General features: G+C 69.5%; 18 protein-coding genes. 8 read left to right on the plus strand and 10 right to left on the minus strand.

Annotated elements, in window-relative coordinates:
- Positions 1-6: 6 nt before the first annotated feature.
- Positions 7-924, plus strand: a complete 918-nt coding sequence (locus tag ACFQY2_RS09460) for a DUF808 domain-containing protein (protein WP_378745521.1) — start codon at positions 7-9, stop codon at positions 922-924.
- Between the two features lie 18 nt (positions 925-942).
- Here the strand turns inward: ACFQY2_RS09460 and ACFQY2_RS09465 are convergent, their stop codons facing one another.
- A complete protein-coding gene (locus tag ACFQY2_RS09465) occupies positions 943-2,505 on the minus strand; it encodes a dolichyl-phosphate-mannose--protein mannosyltransferase (protein WP_378745522.1) in 1,563 nt (520 codons plus the stop codon).
- Positions 2,506-2,555: 50 nt separating this feature from the next.
- Between ACFQY2_RS09465 and rsmI the strand changes: the two genes are divergently transcribed.
- The 4 genes from rsmI to ACFQY2_RS09485 all read left to right on the plus strand — a co-directional run bounded on the left by rsmI (position 2,556) and on the right by ACFQY2_RS09485 (position 6,283).
- A complete protein-coding gene (rsmI, locus tag ACFQY2_RS09470; RefSeq protein WP_378745524.1) occupies positions 2,556-3,371 on the plus strand; it encodes a 16S rRNA (cytidine(1402)-2'-O)-methyltransferase in 816 nt (271 codons plus the stop codon).
- A 112-nt stretch (positions 3,372-3,483) separates the two neighbouring features.
- Positions 3,484-3,744, plus strand: a complete 261-nt coding sequence (locus ACFQY2_RS09475) for a hypothetical protein (RefSeq protein WP_378745525.1) — start codon at positions 3,484-3,486, stop codon at positions 3,742-3,744.
- Between the two features lie 59 nt (positions 3,745-3,803).
- The gene (metG, locus tag ACFQY2_RS09480; protein WP_378745526.1) at positions 3,804-5,396 is read left to right on the plus strand and encodes a methionine--tRNA ligase; all 1,593 of its coding nucleotides are present in this window, start codon (positions 3,804-3,806) and stop codon (positions 5,394-5,396) included.
- Between the two features lie 11 nt (positions 5,397-5,407).
- Positions 5,408-6,283, plus strand: coding sequence for a TatD family hydrolase (locus ACFQY2_RS09485; RefSeq protein WP_378745527.1), 876 nt, complete (start codon positions 5,408-5,410; stop codon positions 6,281-6,283).
- Positions 6,284-6,298: 15 nt separating this feature from the next.
- Here the strand turns inward: ACFQY2_RS09485 and ACFQY2_RS09490 are convergent, their stop codons facing one another.
- Together ACFQY2_RS09490 and ACFQY2_RS09495 are read right to left on the minus strand one after the other, a co-directional pair.
- The gene (locus ACFQY2_RS09490; RefSeq protein WP_378745529.1) at positions 6,299-7,468 is read right to left on the minus strand and encodes a MarP family serine protease; all 1,170 of its coding nucleotides are present in this window, start codon (positions 7,466-7,468) and stop codon (positions 6,299-6,301) included.
- Between the two features lie 78 nt (positions 7,469-7,546).
- Positions 7,547-8,824 carry an MFS transporter gene (locus tag ACFQY2_RS09495; RefSeq protein ID WP_378745530.1) on the minus strand — a complete coding sequence of 426 codons (1,278 nt, stop codon included), beginning with the start codon at positions 8,822-8,824 and terminating at the stop codon, positions 7,547-7,549.
- A gap of 61 nt (positions 8,825-8,885) precedes the next feature.
- Between ACFQY2_RS09495 and rsmA the strand changes: the two genes are divergently transcribed.
- Genes rsmA through ACFQY2_RS09510 form a run of 3 tightly spaced genes read left to right on the plus strand, consistent with a single transcriptional unit; the run spans position 8,886 to position 11,809 of the window.
- Positions 8,886-9,737 (plus strand): 16S rRNA (adenine(1518)-N(6)/adenine(1519)-N(6))-dimethyltransferase RsmA, encoded by an 852-nt coding sequence (rsmA, locus tag ACFQY2_RS09500; protein WP_378745532.1) that lies wholly within the window; start codon positions 8,886-8,888, stop codon positions 9,735-9,737.
- A gap of 19 nt (positions 9,738-9,756) precedes the next feature.
- The gene (mgrA, locus tag ACFQY2_RS09505) at positions 9,757-10,824 is read left to right on the plus strand and encodes an L-glyceraldehyde 3-phosphate reductase (protein ID WP_378746149.1); all 1,068 of its coding nucleotides are present in this window, start codon (positions 9,757-9,759) and stop codon (positions 10,822-10,824) included.
- 55 nt (positions 10,825-10,879) lie between these two features.
- The gene (locus ACFQY2_RS09510; RefSeq protein ID WP_378746150.1) at positions 10,880-11,809 is read left to right on the plus strand and encodes a 4-(cytidine 5'-diphospho)-2-C-methyl-D-erythritol kinase; all 930 of its coding nucleotides are present in this window, start codon (positions 10,880-10,882) and stop codon (positions 11,807-11,809) included.
- Positions 11,810-11,852: 43 nt separating this feature from the next.
- On the opposite strand, the gene ACFQY2_RS09515 is transcribed toward ACFQY2_RS09510, so the two are convergent.
- From ACFQY2_RS09515 to ACFQY2_RS09545, 7 genes are all read right to left on the minus strand, one after another.
- Positions 11,853-13,340, minus strand: coding sequence for an amidohydrolase family protein (locus ACFQY2_RS09515; protein ID WP_378745533.1), 1,488 nt, complete (start codon positions 13,338-13,340; stop codon positions 11,853-11,855).
- Between the two features lie 159 nt (positions 13,341-13,499).
- Positions 13,500-14,714, minus strand: a complete 1,215-nt coding sequence (gene mmsB, locus ACFQY2_RS09520; protein WP_378745534.1) for a multiple monosaccharide ABC transporter permease — start codon at positions 14,712-14,714, stop codon at positions 13,500-13,502.
- Positions 14,701-16,245 carry a multiple monosaccharide ABC transporter ATP-binding protein gene (mmsA, locus tag ACFQY2_RS09525; protein ID WP_378745535.1) on the minus strand — a complete coding sequence of 515 codons (1,545 nt, stop codon included), beginning with the start codon at positions 16,243-16,245 and terminating at the stop codon, positions 14,701-14,703. The genes mmsB and mmsA overlap by 14 nt, the downstream gene beginning before the upstream one ends.
- 125 nt (positions 16,246-16,370) lie before the next feature.
- Complete coding sequence (chvE, locus tag ACFQY2_RS09530) at positions 16,371-17,486, minus strand: multiple monosaccharide ABC transporter substrate-binding protein (RefSeq protein ID WP_378746151.1); 1,116 nt, start codon at positions 17,484-17,486, stop codon at positions 16,371-16,373.
- A 2-nt stretch (positions 17,487-17,488) separates the two neighbouring features.
- Complete coding sequence (locus tag ACFQY2_RS09535; RefSeq protein WP_378745537.1) at positions 17,489-18,016, minus strand: class II aldolase/adducin family protein; 528 nt, start codon at positions 18,014-18,016, stop codon at positions 17,489-17,491.
- Positions 18,017-18,152: 136 nt separating this feature from the next.
- Positions 18,153-19,157: a LacI family DNA-binding transcriptional regulator gene (locus ACFQY2_RS09540; protein WP_378745538.1), complete on the minus strand. Its 1,005-nt coding sequence runs from the start codon at positions 19,155-19,157 to the stop codon at positions 18,153-18,155.
- 110 nt (positions 19,158-19,267) lie between these two features.
- A complete protein-coding gene (locus ACFQY2_RS09545) occupies positions 19,268-20,890 on the minus strand; it encodes a PucR family transcriptional regulator (RefSeq protein WP_378745539.1) in 1,623 nt (540 codons plus the stop codon).
- Between the last annotated feature and the right edge of the window lie 12 nt (positions 20,891-20,902).

The following is a 20,902-nucleotide window of genomic DNA, read 5'->3' on the forward strand; positions in this document are numbered from 1 at the left end:
GACCGCATGTCCGTTGGCCTGCTCGCCGTCGTCGATGACATCCTCAGTGCGGCCATGAAAGCGTCCGCCAAGGCCGCGGGGGTCGTCATCGACGACGCCGCCGTCACGCCCCAGTACGTGCAGGGACTCACTCCGGCGCGAGAGCTGCCGGTCGTCGGCAAGATCGCGCTGGGTTCCCTGGTGAACAAGTTCCTCATCATCATCCCCGTCGCGCTGGTGCTCACCGCCTTCGCACCGTGGGTGCTGCCGTACCTGCTGATCCTCGGCGGGACATACCTGTGCTTCGAGGGTGCGGAGAAGGTGCTGGAGTGGTTCGGATTCGGTCACGGTCACGACGAGGAGGGCGAGCGGGACGAGAACCGCCTCGTCTGGGGCGCCATCCGCACCGACCTGATCCTCTCCACCGAGATCATGCTCATCTCGCTGGCGAGCCTGGACGAAGGGCTGGGCATCTGGCAGACACTGGGCGTGCTCGCCGTGATCGCCGCGCTCATGACGGCCGCCGTCTACGGCGCCGTCGCGCTGCTGGTGAAGATCGACGACATCGGGCTGCAGATGGCGAAGAACCCGGTGCGGCGGGTGCGGCATGCCGGCACCCGGATCGTGCGGTCGATGCCTGCCGTCTTCCGCGTGATCAGCGTCATCGGCACGGTGGCGATGCTGTGGGTCGGCGGGCACCTCGTGATGGTGAACGTCGGCGTCGTCGGCCCGTCGTGGCCGGCGGATCTGCTGCACGGGGTGCACGACCTGCTCGCACCGCTCGGCGCCGTGATCGCCTGGGTGGGGGAGACGCTGATCTCGGCGGTGGCCGGCCTCATCCTCGGGCTGATCGTCGTCGGCATCGTGCTCGGCGTGGGACGGATGCTGGGCAAGCGCGTCACCCTCGAAGAGGGACGCCGGAAGGGTGCACCGGTCGAGCACTGAACCCAGGCGGTCCGCGGGTCAGATCCAGCCCGGGAGCCAGTTGTGGACGAGCCAGAACTCGTAGGGCACGCTCATGCCCGTCCACACCGGATAGAAGAACGCCGAGACCAGCACGACCACGCTCAGATAGACGGCGACCGTGCGCTGACCGGACTGCCGCCGATGCCGTGGGGCGGGTGCGCGCCCGGCGAGTTCGCGCAGCGCGACCGCCAGTCCGATCACGAGGAACGGCACCATCGTGATCGTGTAGAACTGGAAGATCGTGCGGTTGCCGACCAGCAGCCACGGCACGTAGGTCGCGATCAGTCCGACCAGCGGGAAGGTGAGCTCGGGCCCGACCGGCATCCGGTGGATGAGCCCGCGCACGAGCCGGTACAGCAGATACACGGCTGCGGCGACGCTCGCGTACCAGATCATCGGGTTCGGGACCGATGAGATCACGGCGATGCAGTGGTCCGTGCCGCACGGTGCCGGATCGTCGCCGACCCACATCGCGGTGGGGCGCAGCAGCAGCGGCCACTGCCAGGCGGGGCTGGCGTACGGATGCGGGCTGGCCAGTCCGACGTGGAATCCGAGGATGGACTCGTGGTACTTCCACAGGGCGATCAGCGGGTTCGCATCCGACTGCCGGTCGTATCCGCCGGCGGTGAACAGCCAGCCCGTCCACGACGCGAGGTAGGTGAGCAGCGCGGGACCGACCAGCAGCAGGAAGGAGACCGGGCCCTGGCGGAACACGGCATCCGTGGGCCACAGGGCGATCCCCGCTCTCCGCCGTGCCAGGGCGTCGGTGATCACCACGTACAGGCCGAAGACGGCGAGCGCGTACAGGCCGGACCATTTCACCGCGGATGCGGCGCCGAGCGCGATGCCCGCGGCGACCAGCCACGGCCGGGCCCACAGCACCGGACCGGCCATGCGCGGGGGCGCGTCGTCGTCGCGCTCGCCGATCGCGTCGAAGAGCGGGATCGTGCGCTGTCGGTCCCGCAGGACGAAGAGCACTCCCAGCAGGATGAAGAAGGTGAGGATGCCGTCGAGCAGGGCGATGCGGCTCATGACGATTCCCAGACCGTCGATGGCGAGCAGCCCTCCGGCGATGAACGCCACCGGGCGCGAGCGCGTCAGCTGCAGGGCGACGAGGTAGACCAGCAGCACCGTCAGGGCGCCGAGGATCGCCGTGGTCACCCGCCAGCCGAAGCTCGAGTCGGGACTCGTCGCGGCCATGCCGAGGGCGATGATCCACTTGCCCAGCGGCGGGTGCACCACGAAGGAACCGGCGGTCTGCATCGCCGAGTCGTCGCCGGTGAGCAGCTGCGTGTCCGCGCCGTCGCCCCACTTCGCCTCGTAGCCGAAGTTCCACAGCGACCACGAGTCCTTCACGTAGTAGGTCTCGTCGAACATGATCTGGTGGGGATGCGCGAGGTTCACCAGACGCAGTGCGGCTGCGAGAAGGGTGATCAGCGCCGGTGCCGCCCAGGCCAGAAGCCGAGCCATGGCGGGGTCAGCGGCAGCCCCGTGCTGCAGGCGCTCCCAGAGCGTCGGCCTGTCATCCAGTGGAGGCGGCGGCGAGGCGGGCGTTGTCACCTGCTCAGCCTAGGCAATTCGGCGGTGGGGCCCGCGCCTAAGCTGGTCGGGTGATCATCCTCGCGGCGACCCCGATCGGCAATCTCGGCGACGCGTCGCGGCGGTTGATCGAGGTGCTCGAGAACGCGGAGGTCGTCGCCGCCGAGGACACCCGCACCACCCAGCGGCTGCTGCAGGCGCTGAAGATCGCCAACCGGCCGCGGCTGATCGCGCTGCACGATCACAACGAGAAGCACAAGGCCGCCGAGCTCGCCGAGCTCGCGGCGGAGCAGGACGTCGTCGTGGTCAGCGACGCAGGGATGCCGGCCGTCAGCGATCCGGGCTACGGCCTGGTCGCCGCGGCCGTCGAGCGCGGGGTGACCGTGACGGCGATCCCCGGGCCCAGTGCCGTGCTCATGGCGCTCGCCATCTCGGGCCTGCCGACCGACCGGTTCACGTTCGAGGGCTTCGTGCCGCGCAGGCCCGGCGACCGGCGACAGACGTTGCGGATGCTGGCGTCCGAGCCGCGCACGATGGTCTTCTTCGAGTCGCCTGCGCGGCTGGCGTCGTCGCTGGCCGACATGGGTGCCGCCTTCGGTCACGAGCGACGCATCGCCGTGTGCCGTGAGCTGACCAAGCTCTATGAAGAGGTGCGCCGCGGTACGGCATCCGAACTGGTGGAATGGGCCGAGCACGGTGTGAAGGGCGAGATCGTCGTGGTGGTCTCCGGCGCGGAGCCCGTCTCGGTCTCCGCCGACGACGCCCTCGCACAGGTGCAGCGCCTGGTGGCCTCGGGCACGCGCCTCAAGGAAGCCTGCGCCGAGGTCGCCGCCGCCACCGGCCTGTCGTCCCGAGACCTCTACCAGGCCGCCCTCGCCGCCCGCTGACATGACGGATCCCCTGATCGGGCGTGCGTATGATGCGCGGCCGCGGAGTACATCGAGCTCGCCGGTGACGTGGGGCAGCTGGCGGACGCCGATCGCGAGGAGATCGCCGGCGGTGCTCGCCGAGTTCGCCCGCGTGCTCGCTCCCGGTGGCAGCATCCTGATCGGGTTCTTCGAGGGCGTCCCGCGTGAGCCGTTCGCCCACGCCATCACCACCGCCTACTTCTGGACCCCGGATGCGATGACCGAGCTGCTGGTCGAGGCAGGCTTCGCGCCGACGGCATCCGCGTCCCGTCTCCGCATCCCCGGCGAGGCCAGCTCCCGCCCGCACGCTGCCGTGACGGCGGTGCGGGTCCGCCCCGGCACCTCGGGCTGAGCTCCTCCGCCCAGGTCACGAAGCAGAAGCCTCCTTCGTTCCCGCCTAGAATCGAGAGCATGCCCGCAGGCGAATCGTTCTACATCACCACGCCGATCTACTATCCCAGCGACGTGCCGCACATCGGCCACGGCTACACGACCGTCGCCGTGGACACTCTCGCGCGCTGGCACCGCCAGTCCGGTGATGACACCTGGATGCTGACGGGCACCGACGAGCACGGCCAGAAGATGCTCCGCGCCGCCGCCGCCAACAACGTCACCCCGCAGGAGTGGGTGGACAAGCTGGTGAGCGAGGCGTGGTTCCCGCTGTTGAAGACGCTCGACGTGGCCAACGACGACTTCATCCGCACCACGCAGGAGCGGCACGAGGAGCGTGTGAAGAAGTTCGTGCAGGCGATCTACGACCGCGGCTACATCTACGCCGGCGAGTACGAGGCGCTGTACTGCGTGGGCTGCGAGGAGTTCAAGCCCGAGTCGGAGATCCTCGACGGCACCGGACCCTTCGAAGGGCTGAAGGTGTGCGCGATCCACTCCAAGCCGCTGGAGCTGCTGCAGGAGAAGAACTACTTCTTCAAGCTCAGCGAGTTCCAGGACCGGCTGCTCGAGCTCTACAGGACGCAGCCCGATTTCGTGCGCCCTGACTCCGCGCGCAACGAGGTCGTCTCGTTCGTCAGCCAGGGGCTGAAGGATCTGTCGATCTCCCGGTCGGCGTTCGACTGGGGCATCCCGCTGCCCTGGGACGAGTCGCACGTCATCTACGTGTGGGTCGACGCGCTGCTGAACTACGCCACTGCGGTCGGCTACGGCGAGGACCAGGAGAACTTCGATCGTCGCTGGCCCGCGTACCATGTGGTCGGCAAGGACATCCTGCGCTTCCACGCGGTGATCTGGCCGGCGATGCTGATGGCCGCCGGTCTGGAGGTGCCCCAGGGCGTCTTCGCGCACGGCTGGCTGCTGGTCGGCGGCGAGAAGATGTCCAAGTCCAAGCTCACCGGCATCGCGCCGACCGAGATCACCGACGTGTTCGGATCGGACGCCTACCGGTTCTACTTCCTGTCGGCCATCGCGTTCGGCCAGGACGGTTCGTTCTCCTGGGAGGACCTCTCGGCCCGGTACCAGGCCGAGCTCGCGAACGGCTTCGGCAACCTCGCGTCGCGCACCGTCGCGATGATCGCGAAGTACTTCGACGGGGTGGTGCCGGCACCGGCCGCGTACACCGAGCAGGATCTCGCGATCCAGAAGACCGCGGCGGATGCCGTGACCCGTGCGGATGCCGCGATGGACGTGTTCCGCATCGACGAGGCCATCCACGCCATCTGGACGATCGTCGACGAGCTGAACGGCTACATCACCGACAACGAGCCGTGGGCGCTGGCCAAGCAGGCCGACGCCGGAGACGAGGGGGCGCGCGCCCGCCTGGGCACGGTGCTGTACACCTGTGCCGAGGGCCTGAGGGCGCTCGCCGTGCTGCTGTCGCCGGTGATGCCGCACTCCACGGCCACGCTCTGGAACGCGCTCGGCGTCGAGGTCTCGCTGGGTGCGCTCGCCGCGCAGCCGATCCGCGAGGCGGGCGCGTGGGGAATCCTCCAGCCCGGCACGACCGTCACCGCGCTCGCGCCTCTGTTCCCGCGCGTGGAGCAGACCGCCTGAGTCGTACCGCCATGACCGAGACCTACGTGCGCGAGCGCTCCACCGCAGGGCGCAAGGATCTGAGCTATCCGGCGGCTCCTGAGCCGCTCACCGTCCCGGTCTACGACAACCACTGCCACCTGGAGATCACCGACGGCGTCGAACCGCTCAGCCTGCGCGAGCAGCTCGACCGGGCCGAGGCCGTCGGGATCGCCGGGGTGGTGCAGGCGTCGGGCGACATCGAGGCCTCCCGCTGGGCGGTGGAGGCGGCGGCGTCCGACGATCGCGTGCTCGCGGCCGTCGCGATCCACCCCAACGACGCACCCATCTACGCCGCCGACGGACGCCTGGACGAGGCCATCGGGGTGATCGACGAGCTCGCCGCGCACCCGCGCACCCGCGCGATCGGGGAGACCGGCCTGGACTACTTCCGCACCGACGAATCGGGCCGCCCCGCCCAGCACGAATCGTTCGAGGCGCATATCGCGCTGGCGAAGAAGCACGGCATCGCCATGCAGATCCACGATCGCGACGCCCATGACGACGTCCTGGAGACCCTCGCCAGGGTCGGCGCTCCGGAGCGGACGGTTTTCCACTGCTTCTCCGGGGATGAGGCGATGGCGCGCGTCGCGGCGGATGCCGGGTACTGGCTCTCCTTCGCCGGCAACCTCACGTTCAAGAACGCTCAGAATCTGCGCGATGCGCTGCGCGTGACGCCGCTGGATCGCATTCTCGTCGAGACGGATGCCCCCTTCCTGACACCCGTGCCGCTGCGCGGACGCCCGAACGCGCCGTACCTGGTGCCGCTCACCGTGCGCTTCATGGCCGCCGAGCTGGACGTCGAGCTGGACGAGCTGTGCCGGCAGCTCGCGGCGAACACCGTCGCCGTGTACGGAACGTTCGACTGAGCGGCGGTCAGCCGGTCAACCGGCGCACTGGCCGGATGGCACGGCCGCATCCATCCGCTCTGCGCCGTCGACCACCGGCGTGAGCTCGGTGCTGGTCATCGCATAGCCGCGGTCCGCCCGGTCGGTACCGCGCGCGAACACCACGCCGACGACGGTGCCGTCCTCCGCCAGCAGCGGGCCGCCGGAGTTGCCGGGCACCACCTGGGCGTCGAGCGCGTACACGTCGCGCGGGGCGCTGGAGCGGTCGTAGATGTCCGGCACCTGCGCGGTGCCCACCGACAGCACACCCGCGGTGACGCTGCGGAACGGTCCGCCGTACGGATATCCCTCGATCGCCGCTGCCGCCCCCGCCGGCAGCACCGGGGCCACCTTCAGCGGGGTGCCGCGCAGATCGTCGACGGCGATCACGGCAAGGTCGTCGATCGGATCGAAGTAGACGATCCGTCCTTCCCGCGCGCCCCTGCCCGGCAGCTCCACGACCGGATTGTCGACCCCGGCGACGACGTGCGCATTGGTCACCACCCGATCCGGTGCGATGACGAAACCTGTTCCGGACGAGCCCACACCGCAGGCGTAGGCGGTCCCCGAGATGCGGGCGACGGACGCGGCGGCGGCCTGCAGATCCGGGTCGTCCAGGGACACCGACGGCTGGGGCGTCGTGGAGCCGGAGTCCAGCAGCAGCCTCAGCTCGGGAACGCCGCCGCTCAGGACGGCCGTGCGCACCTGTGCCATCAGTTCGTTCACGGGCGCGGGGGTGAGTCGATCCAGCTCCTGCAGCACACGGGACGAGGTGATCGAGGTCGACACCGCGGGTGGAGTCATGGAGGCGACGGTGGGAGCGACGAGCATCAGTGTGAGCGCGGCCGCCACGACGTTGACGACACCGCCGAGGAGGCGCTCCACGCCGCGCAGGCGCGTCCGATCGACGCCACGGCGCATCAGCGCGCCGATGCCCTCGCCGATCGTCAGGCCGAGCGCGAGCAGCGCCACACCCGCGACGATCACGGCGACCGTGCGCCAGCCCTGCCACGGCACCCAGCCGCTCACCAGCGGCATGAGCCAGAACGCCGCGACGCCTCCGCCGACGAGCCCGAGGACCGAGCCCAGTCCGGTGAGCAGCCCGCGCTGCAGGCCGGCGACGAGGGCGACGACGAGGAGCACGACCACGATGATGTCGACGATCATGCCGCTCAGCCCCTTCCGTCGCCGCAGGTCGCGAGCCTATCGAGCCGTTCTGTGCGATCGCCGATCATCGGTCCGCGCTCACGCGGCGGGGTTCTCCTCCTGGAGCACCGGCTTCGCCGCGGCGATGTGCGAGATCTGCCGCCACATCAGCAGCAGGGTGAGCGCCGCGCCGCCGAACGCGAACCACCACGGTGCCGTGAGCCCCCAGGTCTGCGCGATCACGCCGCCGAGCGCCTGACCGATGACCATGCCGCCGAACACGCCGACCATGTTCACCGACCCGACCCGCCCCTGCAGGTCGTGCGGCACCAGGCGCTGACGCACCGTGGTGGAGATCGTGCCCCACACGAACGCGTAGGCGCCGAAGCCGAACATGATCACGAGCGCGACCGTGCCGCTCGTGGTCAGCGCGAAGGACAGATGCATGAGCACCTCCAGCGACAGGCACACCTTCATCAGCGTGGCGAAGGACACGTGCCGTTCGAGCCAGCCGAAGCTCAGGGTCGCCGCCAAGCCGCCGATCGCCGATGCCGTGGTCAGCGCCCCGAAACCGACCGGACCCATTCCGAGGTGCTCGGTGGCGTACAGCACGAGGATGGCCCAGGGCGCCGCCCAGGTGACGTTGAACGCGAGGATGATGATGATGAGGGTGCGCACCGGCTTGTTGTGCCAGGCCCAGCGGACCCCCTCGGCGATGTCGCGGCGAACCGGCCGGTGCCTCTGCGCCTGCGGGTCGGCGCCTGTCGAGGTGCGCGCGGGAACCGGCTGCCGTGCGATCCGCGAGATGAGCACCAGTGCGACCGAGACGGCGAGCACCTGCGCGAGGAACGGCCAGAACGTGCCCACCGCGAACAGGAACGCGCCCAGTGGCGGGCCCGCCAGCTGATTCGCAACCAGGAAGCCGGCCTGGAGCCGGGCGTTGCCGATGCCGAGATCGGCGGGCCTCACCATCATCGGCAGCAGCGTGCTGCTGGTGGTGTCGGCGAACACCTCGGCCGTCCCGTAGAGGAAGGAGACGGCCAGCACGATCATGATGTTCGCGGTGCCGGTCACGAGGAACGCCACCAGCGCCAGCACGACGATCGCACGGATGCCGTGCGCCAGCATCACCAGCATCCGCCGCTCGACGCGGTCGGCGATCGCGCCCGCGTGCAGCCCGAACAGCAGCCACGGCAGGAACTGCAGCATGGCGCCCGAGGCGACAAGGATCGGCGAGGAGGTCATCGAGGCGATCAGCAGCGGAGAGGCCGCCAGGGCGATCCCGTCGCCGATGTTGCTGGTCCACGCCGCCGACATCAGCCAGCGGAAATCTCGACCGAGTCGCTGCGGCGCGATGAGCTCTCCCAATCCGGTCACCCGGTCGATCCTAGGGGCGGACGGGGACATCCGGCAGAGGGACATACGCGAGAATGGACGCATGACCGTCTCACTGCTCGGCGCCACCGAGATCCGCCGCCTCGCCGCCGAGCTCGACGTCACCCCCACCAAGAAGCTGGGGCAGAACTTCGTCGTCGACGCGAACACCGTGCGCAAGATCGTGCAGGCCGCCGACGTCCGGGCGGGGGAGCGGGTCGTCGAGATCGGCCCGGGACTCGGCTCGCTGACCCTCGGGGTGCTCGAGGCCGGAGCATCCGTCACCGCCGTCGAGATCGACCACCGCCTGGCCGAGAGGCTGCCGGTGACGGCGGCCGAGCGCGGTGTGGCCGAGGGCGCTCTGACGGTGGTGGATGCGGATGCCATGCGTGTGACCGAGCTGCCGAACGACCCGACCGTGCTGGTCGCGAATCTGCCGTACAACATCTCCGTGCCGGTGCTGCTGCACTTTCTGGAGACCTTCCCGAACCTGCAGCGCGGTGTCGTGATGGTGCAGGCCGAGGTGGCCGAGCGTCTGGCCGCGAAGCCGGGATCCAAGATCTACGGCACGCCCAGCGTGAAGGCCGCCTGGTACGGGCCGTGGCAGTTGCGCGGTACCGTCTCCCGCCAGGTTTTCTGGCCGGTGCCGAATGTGGACAGCCTCCTCGTCGGATTCCACCGCGATGTCGAGCCGAGGGGCAGTGAGGACGAGCGCCGCCGCACGTTCGCGATCGTGGACGCCGCGTTCAACCAGCGGAGAAAGATGCTGCGTCAGGCGCTGTCCGCCATCTTCGGCAGCTCTGCGGCCGCATCCGAGGTTCTGGAGTCCGCGGGGGTCGCACCGACCGCCCGTGGTGAGGATCTCAGCGTCGACGACTACCATCGCATCGCGCTCGCCGCGCCCGTTCCAGCCTGACCGCGTGGGTTAGCCTGGCATCGTGACCGAACCCCGCTTCCGCTCCGCCGTCCCGGAACTCCACCGTCCCTACGCCGCCGCGTCCGACCGCTACCAGCGGTTCGCGTACCGCCAGGTCGGCTCCTCCGGACTGTATCTGCCACCGATCTCTCTGGGCCTGTGGTGGAACTTCGGCGACAACATCCCTCTCGACAACCAGCGCGCCCTGCTGCGGCACGCGTTCGACAGCGGCATCACGCATTTCGACCTGGCCAACAACTACGGTCCGCCGTACGGGTCGGCCGAGAAGAACTTCGGCCGAATCTTCGCCGAGGACTTCGCCCCGTACCGCGACGAGCTGATCATCTCGTCGAAAGCCGGCTACGACATGTGGCCGGGACCGTATGGAGACCTCGGCAGCCGCAAGTACATCCTCGCCAGCGCGGAGCAGTCGCTCACCCGCATGGGCCTGGAGTACGTGGACGTCTTCTATTCGCACCGCGTCGACCCCGTCACCCCCGTCGAGGAGACCATCGGTGCGCTCGACAGGCTGGTACGTCAGGGCAAGGCGCTCTACGTGGGCATCTCCTCGTACAGCGCCGAGCGCACCGAAGCGGCGGTGGCCGTCGCACGCGACCTGGGGACGCCGCTGGTCATCCACCAGCCCTCGTATTCGATCCTGAACCGCTGGGTCGAGGACGGGCTCACCGACACCCTGCGCCGCGAGGGGATCGGAGCGATCGCCTTCACTCCGCTCGCCCAGGGGCTGCTGACGGACAAGTATCTCGCCGACGGCACCGCCCAGCGCGCGCAGAAGCGTCGATCGCTGTCGGATCGCCCGCTGTCGGAGGAGGGTCTGGCCGTGCTGCGGGGCCTCAACGACATCGCGGTCGAGCGCGGACAGAGTCTCGCTCAGATGGCGCTGCAGTGGACGCTGCGCGACCCGGTGGTGGTCTCCGCGCTGATCGGCGCTTCCCGGCCGGAGCAGATCGACGAGAACGTCGAGGCGGTGAACGGGCCGGACTTCTCCGATGAGGAGCTCACCGCGATCGACGCCCTCGCACACGGCATCGACGTGAACCTGTGGTCGGTCTCCTCCGACCTGTGATCCGTCTGGTGCTCGGCGCCGGCGGCGCGGAGCCGGAAAGGGAGCCGACGTGAGCATGGCACGGCGCGCGGATGCCGTGCACGTGCGCGCACCGGGCAAGATCAACGTCTACCTCGGTGTCGGGCCGCGCCGCGAGGACGGCTATCACGGGCTGGCGACGGTCTTCCAGGCCGTGTCCCTCTACGAGGATGTGTACGCGACGCCGTCGGACGGGTTCTCCCTGGAGATCGCGGGCAGCGTCGACGTGTCCGGTGTGCCGCTCGATGACCGCAACCTGGCCCTGCGGGCGGCGAAGCTGCTCGCGGAGACCACGGGCGTCACGGCCGGCGTGCACCTCGACATCCGCAAGGGCGTGCCGGTCGCCGGTGGGATGGGCGGCGGCTCCGCGGACGCCGCCGCGACCCTCGTCGCCTGCGATGCGCTCTGGGGCACCGACCTCGGTCCGCGCGGATTGCACGACCTCGCCGCCCGCCTCGGTGCGGATGTTCCCTTCTCGCTGCATGGTGGCACGGCAGTCGGGACAGGACGCGGTGACGAGCTGACGCCCGCCCTGGCGCGCGGACGCTTCGACTGGGTGCTCGTCCTCAGCGAGCAGGGGCTGTCGACGCCCGAGATCTACGGGCGCCTGGATGAGCTGCGCGCGCACGGCGAAGCGCTCGCGGACGACGCGACGAGTGTGCTGGAGGTCCCGATCGCCCTGCTGCAGGCGCTGCGAGCGGGGGACGCCCGCGAACTGGCGCCCGTCATGCTGAACGATCTGGAGGCGGCGGCGGTGCTGGACCGACCCGATCTGGAGCTCGCCCTCACGGACGGTCTGCGCATGGGCGCACTGACCGGCATCGTCTCCGGTTCCGGTCCGACGATCGCCTTCCTGACAGCAGGGCCGGAGGCCGCGCGCAGCGTGCAGGAAGAACTGCGGGCCACCGGACGAGAGGCGCTGCACGTGCACGGGCCGGTCGCCGGTGCGCAGATCCTCTCCGCGTGACGGCGGCGACGGCCGCGGCGGCGGGGCGGGTGCCGGCGGCGGATCAGGGGCGGCCCAGGACGGCCCTGCCGGGGAGAGCGCCGACGCGAAGGCGACCGTCGTCGACGACCGCGGTTCCGTTCACGAACAGGTGGCGCACGCCCTCAGCCGGCCGGGTCGGATCATCGTACGTCGCCCGGTCGGTGATCGTGGCGGGGTCGAGCACGACGACGTCCGCGTCGGCACCCGCGCCGAGGTGGCCCTTGGCGCGCATGCCCGGCGCGGTCTCGTCGAGCACCCGGGCAGGCAGGTAGGAGCAGCGGCGGAACGCCTCCAACCATGTCCAGGAGTCGGACTCGCGCACCATCAGCCGGATCGATTTCGTGAAGGTGCCCGCCGAGCGCGGATGCGTCTGACCGCCGGGCGGAAGCGGCCACTCCGACTGCTCGTAGACGGCAGGTGCGGGGCCACCCGACGGCCAGAGCACGGGCATCGCGTCGCTGGCGACGATCGCTCCGGGGAAGGCGAGGGAGCGCAGGAGGTGCACCCGGTCGGAGGGGTCCGACTCGTCCAGCCAGTTGACGATGCAGGCGGCGCCGGGAGCTTCGCGGCGGATCTTCCGCAGTCGTGTCGCATCCGCGATCCGCTCACCGGTCTCCATCATCACGAGCGATGAGGGGCCGATGCCGAGGCGCGGGAGCTTGTCCGGAGCCAGGAAGCTGGCGCCGATCGCCGTGCTGCCCGCTCCGTAGGGATACGCCTCGACGGTGACCCGGGATCCGGCCGCTCGCGCGCGGTCCACGTGGGCGAGTACGCGGTCGATGTGCCGGAGCGACGTGCTGTTCACATGGCAGTGATGCATGGCCGCGCCGGTCTCGGCCGCGGCCCGGATGAGCTCCTCGGAACCGTCGACGGGCGTGTGAGGATTCGCTTCGATCAGCTCGCGGACATGCGTGAACGTGGGCGTGCGAGCCTGTGCCGCCAGGCGTGCCACGTCGAGGTACTCGTCGGGATCCGACCCGGGTGCGTATCCCATCAGCACGCCGATCCCGAGTGCCCCCGCCGCCAGTTCCTCCTCCAGCAGACTCAGCCATCTGCGGCGTTCGGAGGCACGGGATGATCGTTGCCACCGCGGGTCCGCGAGGACATCCATGGAGGCGTGCACGTCCGGAGTCGGCAGCGTCCCGATGTGGGCGAGTGCGCGTGCCTGGGTCCAGGACGCGGAGAAGCCGAAGTTCAGCGGCCGTCCCTCGTCGGTGGCCTGCGCGATCGCCTGGGTGACGGGCATGAGGCCGGCTTCGAGTTCCAGCGTCGTCGACACTCCGTCCATGGCCTGCAGCCGATGGCCGGCCGTGGAGAGGACGTGGCTGTGCAGATCGATGAAGCCGGGACCCACGATGAGACCGGTGACGTCGAGGACGGTCGCGCCCGCCGGGGCGGCGAGTTCGGGGCCGACGGCGCCGATGCGGTCGCCGAGGATCAGGACGTCGAGGATGTCATCGGTGTCGGTGCCAGGGTCGATGACGCGGCCGCCGCGCAGGAGTGTGTCCACGGTTCGACGATTCCAGCTTCGGAGTGCATCGGGATAGTCGCCTGCCACCAAACAGGGGGGGCGTCCTCGGTGCGCTGAGACGACCGCGGCCCTCCGCGACGGCGACGGCGGCCGCGCGGATCGGAACCGCGCGGCCGCCGCCACTTCCTCGGACAGCACTCAGGTGCGCTGGCGTCGCTTGTTCCAGACATCGAAGGCGACCGCGAGCAGCAGCACCATGCCCTTGATGAACTGCTGGGAGTCGGTTCCCACGCCCATCAGCGACATGCCGTTGTTCAGCACCCCCATGATCAGACCACCGGTGATCGCGCCGACGATCCTGCCGACGCCGCCCTGCACGGCCGCGCCGCCGATGAACGCCGCGGCGATCGCATCCAGCTCGAACAGGTTTCCCGCCCCGGGGCCGGCGGAGTTGAGCCGGCCGGTGAAGACCAGTCCCGCCAGCGCGGACAGCACGCCCATGTTGACGAACAGCCAGAAGTCGATGCGGCGGGACTTGATGCCGGACAGGTCGGCTGCATGCCGGTTGCCGCCGATCGCGTAGATGTGCCGACCGAAGACCGTGCGGCCCATCACCAGCGTGTACCCGACGATCAGCACCGCCAGCACGATCAGCATGATCGGGGTGCCACGGGATCCGTCCGCCATCCCCAGCAGGTAGGTCAGGTATGCGATCAGCGCAGCGCCGCCGATCAGCCGGGTGAGGAACCACGTTCGGGCCTCCACCTCGAGCCCCATCTTGCGCTGCTTCGATCGTTCGCCGATCTCATAGCCGACGAACAGTGCAAGCGTGAGAACACCCAGTCCGAAGGTGATCCACTCCACCGGAGAGCTCGACGCGGGGAACAGCTCCGGGAACAGATAGCCACCGCCCAGCTGGCGGTACTCCTGCGGGAACGGTGTGATCTGCGTGTTGCCCAGCACCATCTGCGTCAGCCCGCGGAACAGCAGCATGCCGGCGAGGGTGACGATGAAGGCCGGGATGCCGACGACGGCCACCCAGAACCCCTGCCATGCGCCGACCAGCGCGCCCACGAGGAGTGAGGCGATGAGGCCGAGCCACCACGGCCAGCCCCAGTGCACGACCATCACACCGGACATCGCGCCGACGAACGCCGCGACCGAGCCGACCGAGAGGTCGATGTGGCCGGCGATGATGACCATCACCATGCCGATCGCCAGGATCAGGATGTAGCTGTTCTGGACGATGATGTTGGCGACGTTGCCCGCGGTGAGGAGCTTGCCGCCTGTGACGATCTGGAAGAACGCGACGATGGCGATCAGCGCCAGGAAGATGCCGACCTGGCGCATCCGGGACGTCAGGACGGAGATCACCTCACGCGATCTGGGCACGGTCTCGCTACGCGTGGACATGGTCGGCTTCCTTCTCCTTCGTCATGTACTGCATGAGGATCTCGGGGGTCGCATCGGCGATGTCGACCTCTCCGGTGATGCGCCCCTCGGAGAGGGCGTAGATGCGGTCGCAGATGCCCAGCAGTTCCGGCAGCTCCGACGAGATCACGATCACGCCCTTGCCCTGGGCCGCGAGCCGATTGATGAGCGAGTAGATCTCGTACTTCGCTCCGACGTCGATGCCGCGGGTGGGCTCGTCGAGGATCAGCACCTCGGGATCGGCGAACAGCCACTTCGACAGCACGACCTTCTGCTGATTGCCGCCGGACAGCTTGCCGACCACGGACGACACGGAGGGTGCCTTGATGTTCATGCTGCGGCGGTAGCCCTCGGCGACCACGACCTCCTCACGGCCGTTCACCCAGCCGCCCCTGGCGAGCTTGCCGAGTGCGGCGACCGAGATGTTGCGCTTCACATCCTCGATGAGGTTCAGCCCGTACTGCTTGCGGTCTTCGGTGGCATAGGCGATGCCCGCATCGATGGCGGCGGACACCGTGCGGGGATGCACCTCCCTGCCGCGCACGAACACGCGGCCGGAGATGTTCGTCCCGTAGCTGCGGCCGAACACGCTCATGCCCAGTTCCGTGCGGCCGGCGCCCATGAGACCGGCGATGCCGACCACCTCGCCCGCGCGCACGTTCAGGTTCGCGCCGTGGATGACGACGCGGTTCGGGTCGGCGGCGTGGTGCACCCACCAGTCCTCGATCCGGAAGACCTCGTCGCCGAGGTCGACGGTCCGGTCGGGGTAGCGGTGCGCGAGGTCGCGGCCCACCATGCCTTTGATGATCCGGTCCTCGCTGACGTTCTCGCTGGTCAGATCGAGGGTCTCGATCGTGCGCCCGTCGCGGATGATCGTGACCTTGTCGGCGATGTCCTTGATCTCGTTGAGCTTGTGGCTGATGATGATCGACGTGATCCCCTGCCCCTTCAGGTGCCGGATGAGATCGAGCAGGTGCGCCGAGTCGTCGTCGTTGAGGGCCGCCGTCGGCTCGTCCAGGATGAGCAGCTTGACCTCCTTGGACAGGGCCTTGGCGATCTCGACGAGCTGCTGCTTGCCGACGCCGATCTCCCGCACGGGCGTGGACGGGTCGTCTCCCAGTCCGACGCGCGCGAGCAGCTTCTTCGCCTCGAGGTTGGTCGCCCGCCAGTCGATGATCCCGTGGCGCTGACGCTCGTTGCCGAGGAAGATGTTCTCGGCGATCGACAGGTACGGGCTCAGGGCGAGTTCCTGATGGATGATGACGATGCCGTCGGCCTCGGAGTCGCGGATGTCGCGGTACTGGACCACGTCGCCCTCGAACGCGATGTCTCCCGTGTACGTCCCGTGCGGGTAGACGCCGGACAGCACCTTCATGAGCGTGGACTTTCCGGCGCCGTTCTCGCCGCAGATGGCGTGCACCTGGCCGCGCCCGACTTCGAGCGTGACGTTCTGCAGCGCCTTGACGCCGGGGAACTCCTTGGTGATGTCGCGCATCTCCAGGATCGTGCCCATGCGTTCTCCTCTCTTCTGTCTGTGTTCTGCGTGCCTGTGTTCTGCGCGCCTGTGTTCTGTGCGCCGGTGTTCTGTGCGCACGGCGCGGGCCGGGCCCACCCGGCGGGATGGGCCCGGCCCTGGACTCACTTGAGGTCGGCCTCGGTGTAGTAGCCGCTGTCGACCAGAACGGATGCGTAGTTGTCCTTGGTGACGATGACCGACTCGAGCAGGTACGACGGCACGATCTTCTTGCCGTTGTCGTAGGTCTCGGTGTCGTTCACCTCGGGCTCGTCACCGGTGAGGATGGCGTCGACCATCTGCGCTGCGACCTTGCCGAGTTCGCGCGTGTCCTTGAAGATCGTGGAGTACTGCTCGCCCGCGATGATCGACTTCACGCTGCCGGCCTCGGCGTCCTGCCCGGTGATGACCGGGAGCTCGCCGGCGGAGTAGCCGCCCGACGTCAGCGCCGAGATGATGCCGATGGACAGGCCGTCATAGGGGGAGAGGACACCGTCGAGGTGGGTGCCGCCGATGATGGTGAGGATGTTCTCCATGCGCTTCTGCGCCGTCTCCGGCAGCCAGCGCAGAATGGCGGCCTGCTCGAAGTCCAGCTGGCCGGACGGCACCGTCAGCACCCCCTTGTCGAGGTAGGGCTGGAGGGTGTCCATGGCGCCGTCCCAGAAGAACTTCGCGTTGTTGTCATCGGGGCTGCCCGCGAACACCTCGATGTTGAGCGGGCCCGCGACGCCGGTGTCCTTGCCGGTCTCGTCCAGCACGCCCAGGCCGGTCAGCAGGCTCGTGGCCTGCTGCACCCCCACCTGGTAGTTGTCGAAGGTCGTGTAGTAGTCGACGTTCTCGGTGCCGTTGATCAGGCGGTCATAGGCGATCACCGGGATGTCGTCGTCGGCCGCCTGCTGCAGGACGCTGGTGAGGGTGGTGCCGTCGATGGATGCCACGATCAGGGCGTCGGCTCCGGTCGAGATCATGTTCTCGATCTGCGAGACCTGGGTGGGGATGTCGTCGTTCGCGTACTGCAGATCGACCTTGTACCCCATCTCCTCGAGGGTCTTCTTGACGTTGTCGCCGTCTGCGATCCAGCGTTCGGACTGCTGAGTGGGCATGGCGACGCCGACGGTGAAGTCGGACGACGGCTTGTCGCCTGCGGTGTTCGCATCGCCGCCCCCGCGGGCTCCGCTGCAACCGGCGAGAACGAGTGCGGCCGTAGCGGCGATGCCGACGAGCGCGAGAGACCTCTTCATCTTCACTGTGTGCTCCTTCTGTGGTGGTGTGGATCGCTGATCTTCCCGAGGGGAAGGGCGGTGTCGGAGCCCGTGCGGGTTCCGGTGATCGGCGGTGGGCCGACCGGGTCCGTGACCGCCAGGAGGGCGGCAGCGGGAGTCGAGGCGTGCGCGAGACGCCCGGAGGCCGACGCGACGACGTGGCCCGCGTCGGCGTCCTGCTCGCGGCTGCCGGCGGCGTGGGCGGCGGCGTGCGCGGCGGCGTCGGACGACGGGATGGTCTGTCCGTCCCAGGCGGTCGCGACGACGCGGCCGTCCATGTCCATCACGGACGTCTGCGCGGGCCCGACGACGTTCAGATCGGTGGCGTCCGGTGTGATCACGAAGAGCTCGGTGCCGGGGACGCGGACGGAGAGGGCGGCGGGGTGCGCCCGCGCGGGTTCCTGCGCGCAGGCCGCGCAGAGCCGCTCTCGGGTGCGCGCGATGAGCACCTGGATCACGGCCGCCGCGCCGGCGTCGCCGCTCTCGAGCGGGGCGGGGGTGTGCGGCATCGGGACTCCATCGTCGTTCGCGGGGGATCCCGCCGGTCATGTGACCGTTCACATCGTCGGCTCGATGATACAGGCGAAACGGTCACATCTGTCAAGCCGCGCGTCGGATGAGCGGGCGGGGCGCCGCAGACCGCGATCAGTGCGGCGGCGGCGCAGTGGAGGATCTGCGCACCAGTTCGGGCGCGATCTGGGTGGGTTCGGCCCGCTCGCCGCCGATCAGGCCGAGCATCATCGACATCGCGCGTCGCCCGATCTCCGCGAAATCCTGGCGGATCGTCGTGAGTGGGGGAGCGAAGTGCGCCGCCTCGGGGATGTCGTCGAACCCCACCACACTCATCTGATCCGGGGTCTCGATGCCGGCCTCTCGGCAGGCGTGCAGGAAGCCGAGCGCCATCTGGTCGTTACCGGCGAAGACGGCCGTGAAATCGCGGTACCGCAGCAGCTCCCGTCCCGCGTGATACCCGAAGCCGGCGCTCCAATCGCCCAGGATCGGTGCCCGGGTGCGCAGGTCGGCGTCGGAGAGCGTCTGCAGGTAGCCGCGCATCCTCGCGTCGGCCTCGATCCAGTCGCGCGGCCCGGCGATGTGCACGATGTCGGTGTGTCCCAGTGCGATGAGATGCTCCATGGCGAGGCGTGCTCCCGCGACCTGGTCCACGCCCACGCTGTGCGCGCCGGCGCGGCCGCTGGTGTCCAGCGTGATCGTCGGGATGGTCACCGCAGCCTCGTCGAGCGCGTGGAGGATGCGCTCCTGCGGTGCGATCACGACCAGCCCTTCGATGCGCTGCGACATCAGGAAGTCCAGGCTGCTGCGGATCGACGCGTCGTCGCTGGAGGCGAGCGTGGTCAGGCTGGTGCGGAACCCCGCTTCGCGCGCCGAGACCTCCAGCGCGTTGATCGCCGTGGTCGGGCCGTAGTGCACGGACATCGAGGTGAGTACGCCGATGGTCTGCGAGCGGCTGGTCACCAGGGCGCGAGCGGCTTGATTCGGTCGGTATCCGAGCTCGGCGATCGCCGTGAGCACGCGGTCCCGCGTCACCGAGCGGATGTTGGGGGAGTCGTTGAGCACCCGCGACACGGTCTGATACGACACGCCCGCCAGGCGGGCCACATCGCGGATGTTCGGTGCACGGACGCGGTCCACGGTGCCTCCTCCCGGATGTGTACGTTCACATGTGCACTCCATTATGTCGGCGCTCCCGAGCCGGATGATGCGCGGCTCGCCCACGGCCCCGCCGCACTCGTGCCTGGCGATCAGTGCGATCGGGTGCGCAGTTCGAGCATGGCGGCGAAGCGCGCTTCGGGGTCGGCCACATCGATCCCGCCCACTTCCACGACCCGGCGCAACCGGTAGCGGAACGTGTTCGGGTGCACGAAGCAGGCCGCGGCCGCCGCTCGCACGTCCCCGAAGCTGTCCAGCCAGGCGGAGAGCGTCTCGACCAGATGCGCGTCGTTGCGCTCGTCGTACTCCATCAGCGGAGCGAGCACCCCGGAGCTGACATCGCCGCGGGAGGAGCGCAGATCGCGCAGATCCAGCAGCAGCGACTCGGTCTCCACATCGCGCAGCCGGGCGACGCGGCGCTGTCCCGGGCGCTCGGACAGCACACGCAGCACGCGACGCGCCTGCGCGCGCGAACGGGCGATGTCGGCGACCGACTCGGCCGGCTGACCGATGCCGATCAGAGCCGGCAGCCGCGAGCCGACGCGCTGGAGGAAGTCCTCGGCCAGGCGCACGGCCCGCTCCTCGGCGGCATCATCGGCGACGGGAAGGATGCCGTACACGGTGTCGCCGACCAGTGCCACCGCAGCCCCGCGCTGCACGGCCGAGAGGTTCAGCGCGAGCGCGTCGGCCAGTCGCTGTCTGTCCGCCACCAGATCCTGGTCGCTGCGCTGCTCGCCGGGGGCGGCTGCGGCGAGGGCCGCGGCGGAGACGCACAGGCGCTGCCGGGACAGTCCCAGCCGGTCCAGGGCGTCCCGCGCGTCCGCTCCGCCGTCGATGGCTCGACTCACCAGCTCCGTGCGCAGCCGCAGCTCCGCATCCGCTCCGGCGCGCACGCGCAGCAGATGCAGGGCGACGAGCTTCGCGGCGTCCCGAAGAGTGGCGGTGCGCTCGGGGGTGAGGGCGCCGTCCATCGCCGCCCAGATCGAGCCCAGCACCTCGTCGCCGGCGCGCACGGCGATCGCCACCCGCTGGGTGGTGACTCCCTCACCGACGTCCAGCGGGTGGATGACGACCGGCGCGTCGTCCCTGTACAGGTCGCGGAAGACTCCCAGCTCGGTGAGCGCCCGCGCGTAGCGGTCGGGCACCTGCCGGCCGATGATCGTCTCCACACGGGAGGCGTCGGCCCGCTCCTGTCCTCCCGAGAACGCGAGGACGCGTGATGACCGGTCCTCGATGGTGACCGGGGCGTCCAACAGCGCGGCGATCGCGTTCGCGACCGCGAACAGATCGCCCGACGGTATGCCGCCCAGGGACTCGGCAGGGGTGTGACCGATGTCGTCCTCGGCGAGGACGGAGCGCAGCAGCGCCGCGAGCTGGGTCCAGGTGGCTCCTCGCGCCAGTCCCAGGATGGCGATTCCGGCGTCCTCGGCGCAGCGCAGCACCTCATCCGGCAGCGTCGCGGAGGCGCGCACGACCACCGCCACGGCCCGCTGCCTGCCCGCCTCCGCGGTGAGGGCGGCGAGGTCGTCGGCGTCGCGGATGCCGATCGCCAGGACGATCGCAGCCGGTGGGTACACCGGCTCGTCGATCGGATCGTGGATGACGACGCCGCCGATGTGCTGATCCACGTCGATCGCGCCGTGGGCGATCTCGAGCAGGGTGACCCCGAGGTCGTTGTAGACGCGTCCCCAACTCGACCGTGACAGCGAGCTCATGTCCGCGAGCAT

It is taken from the genome of Microbacterium sp. GCM10027623, from assembly GCF_042666935.1.
Lineage (GTDB): Bacteria > Actinomycetota > Actinomycetes > Actinomycetales > Microbacteriaceae > Microbacterium.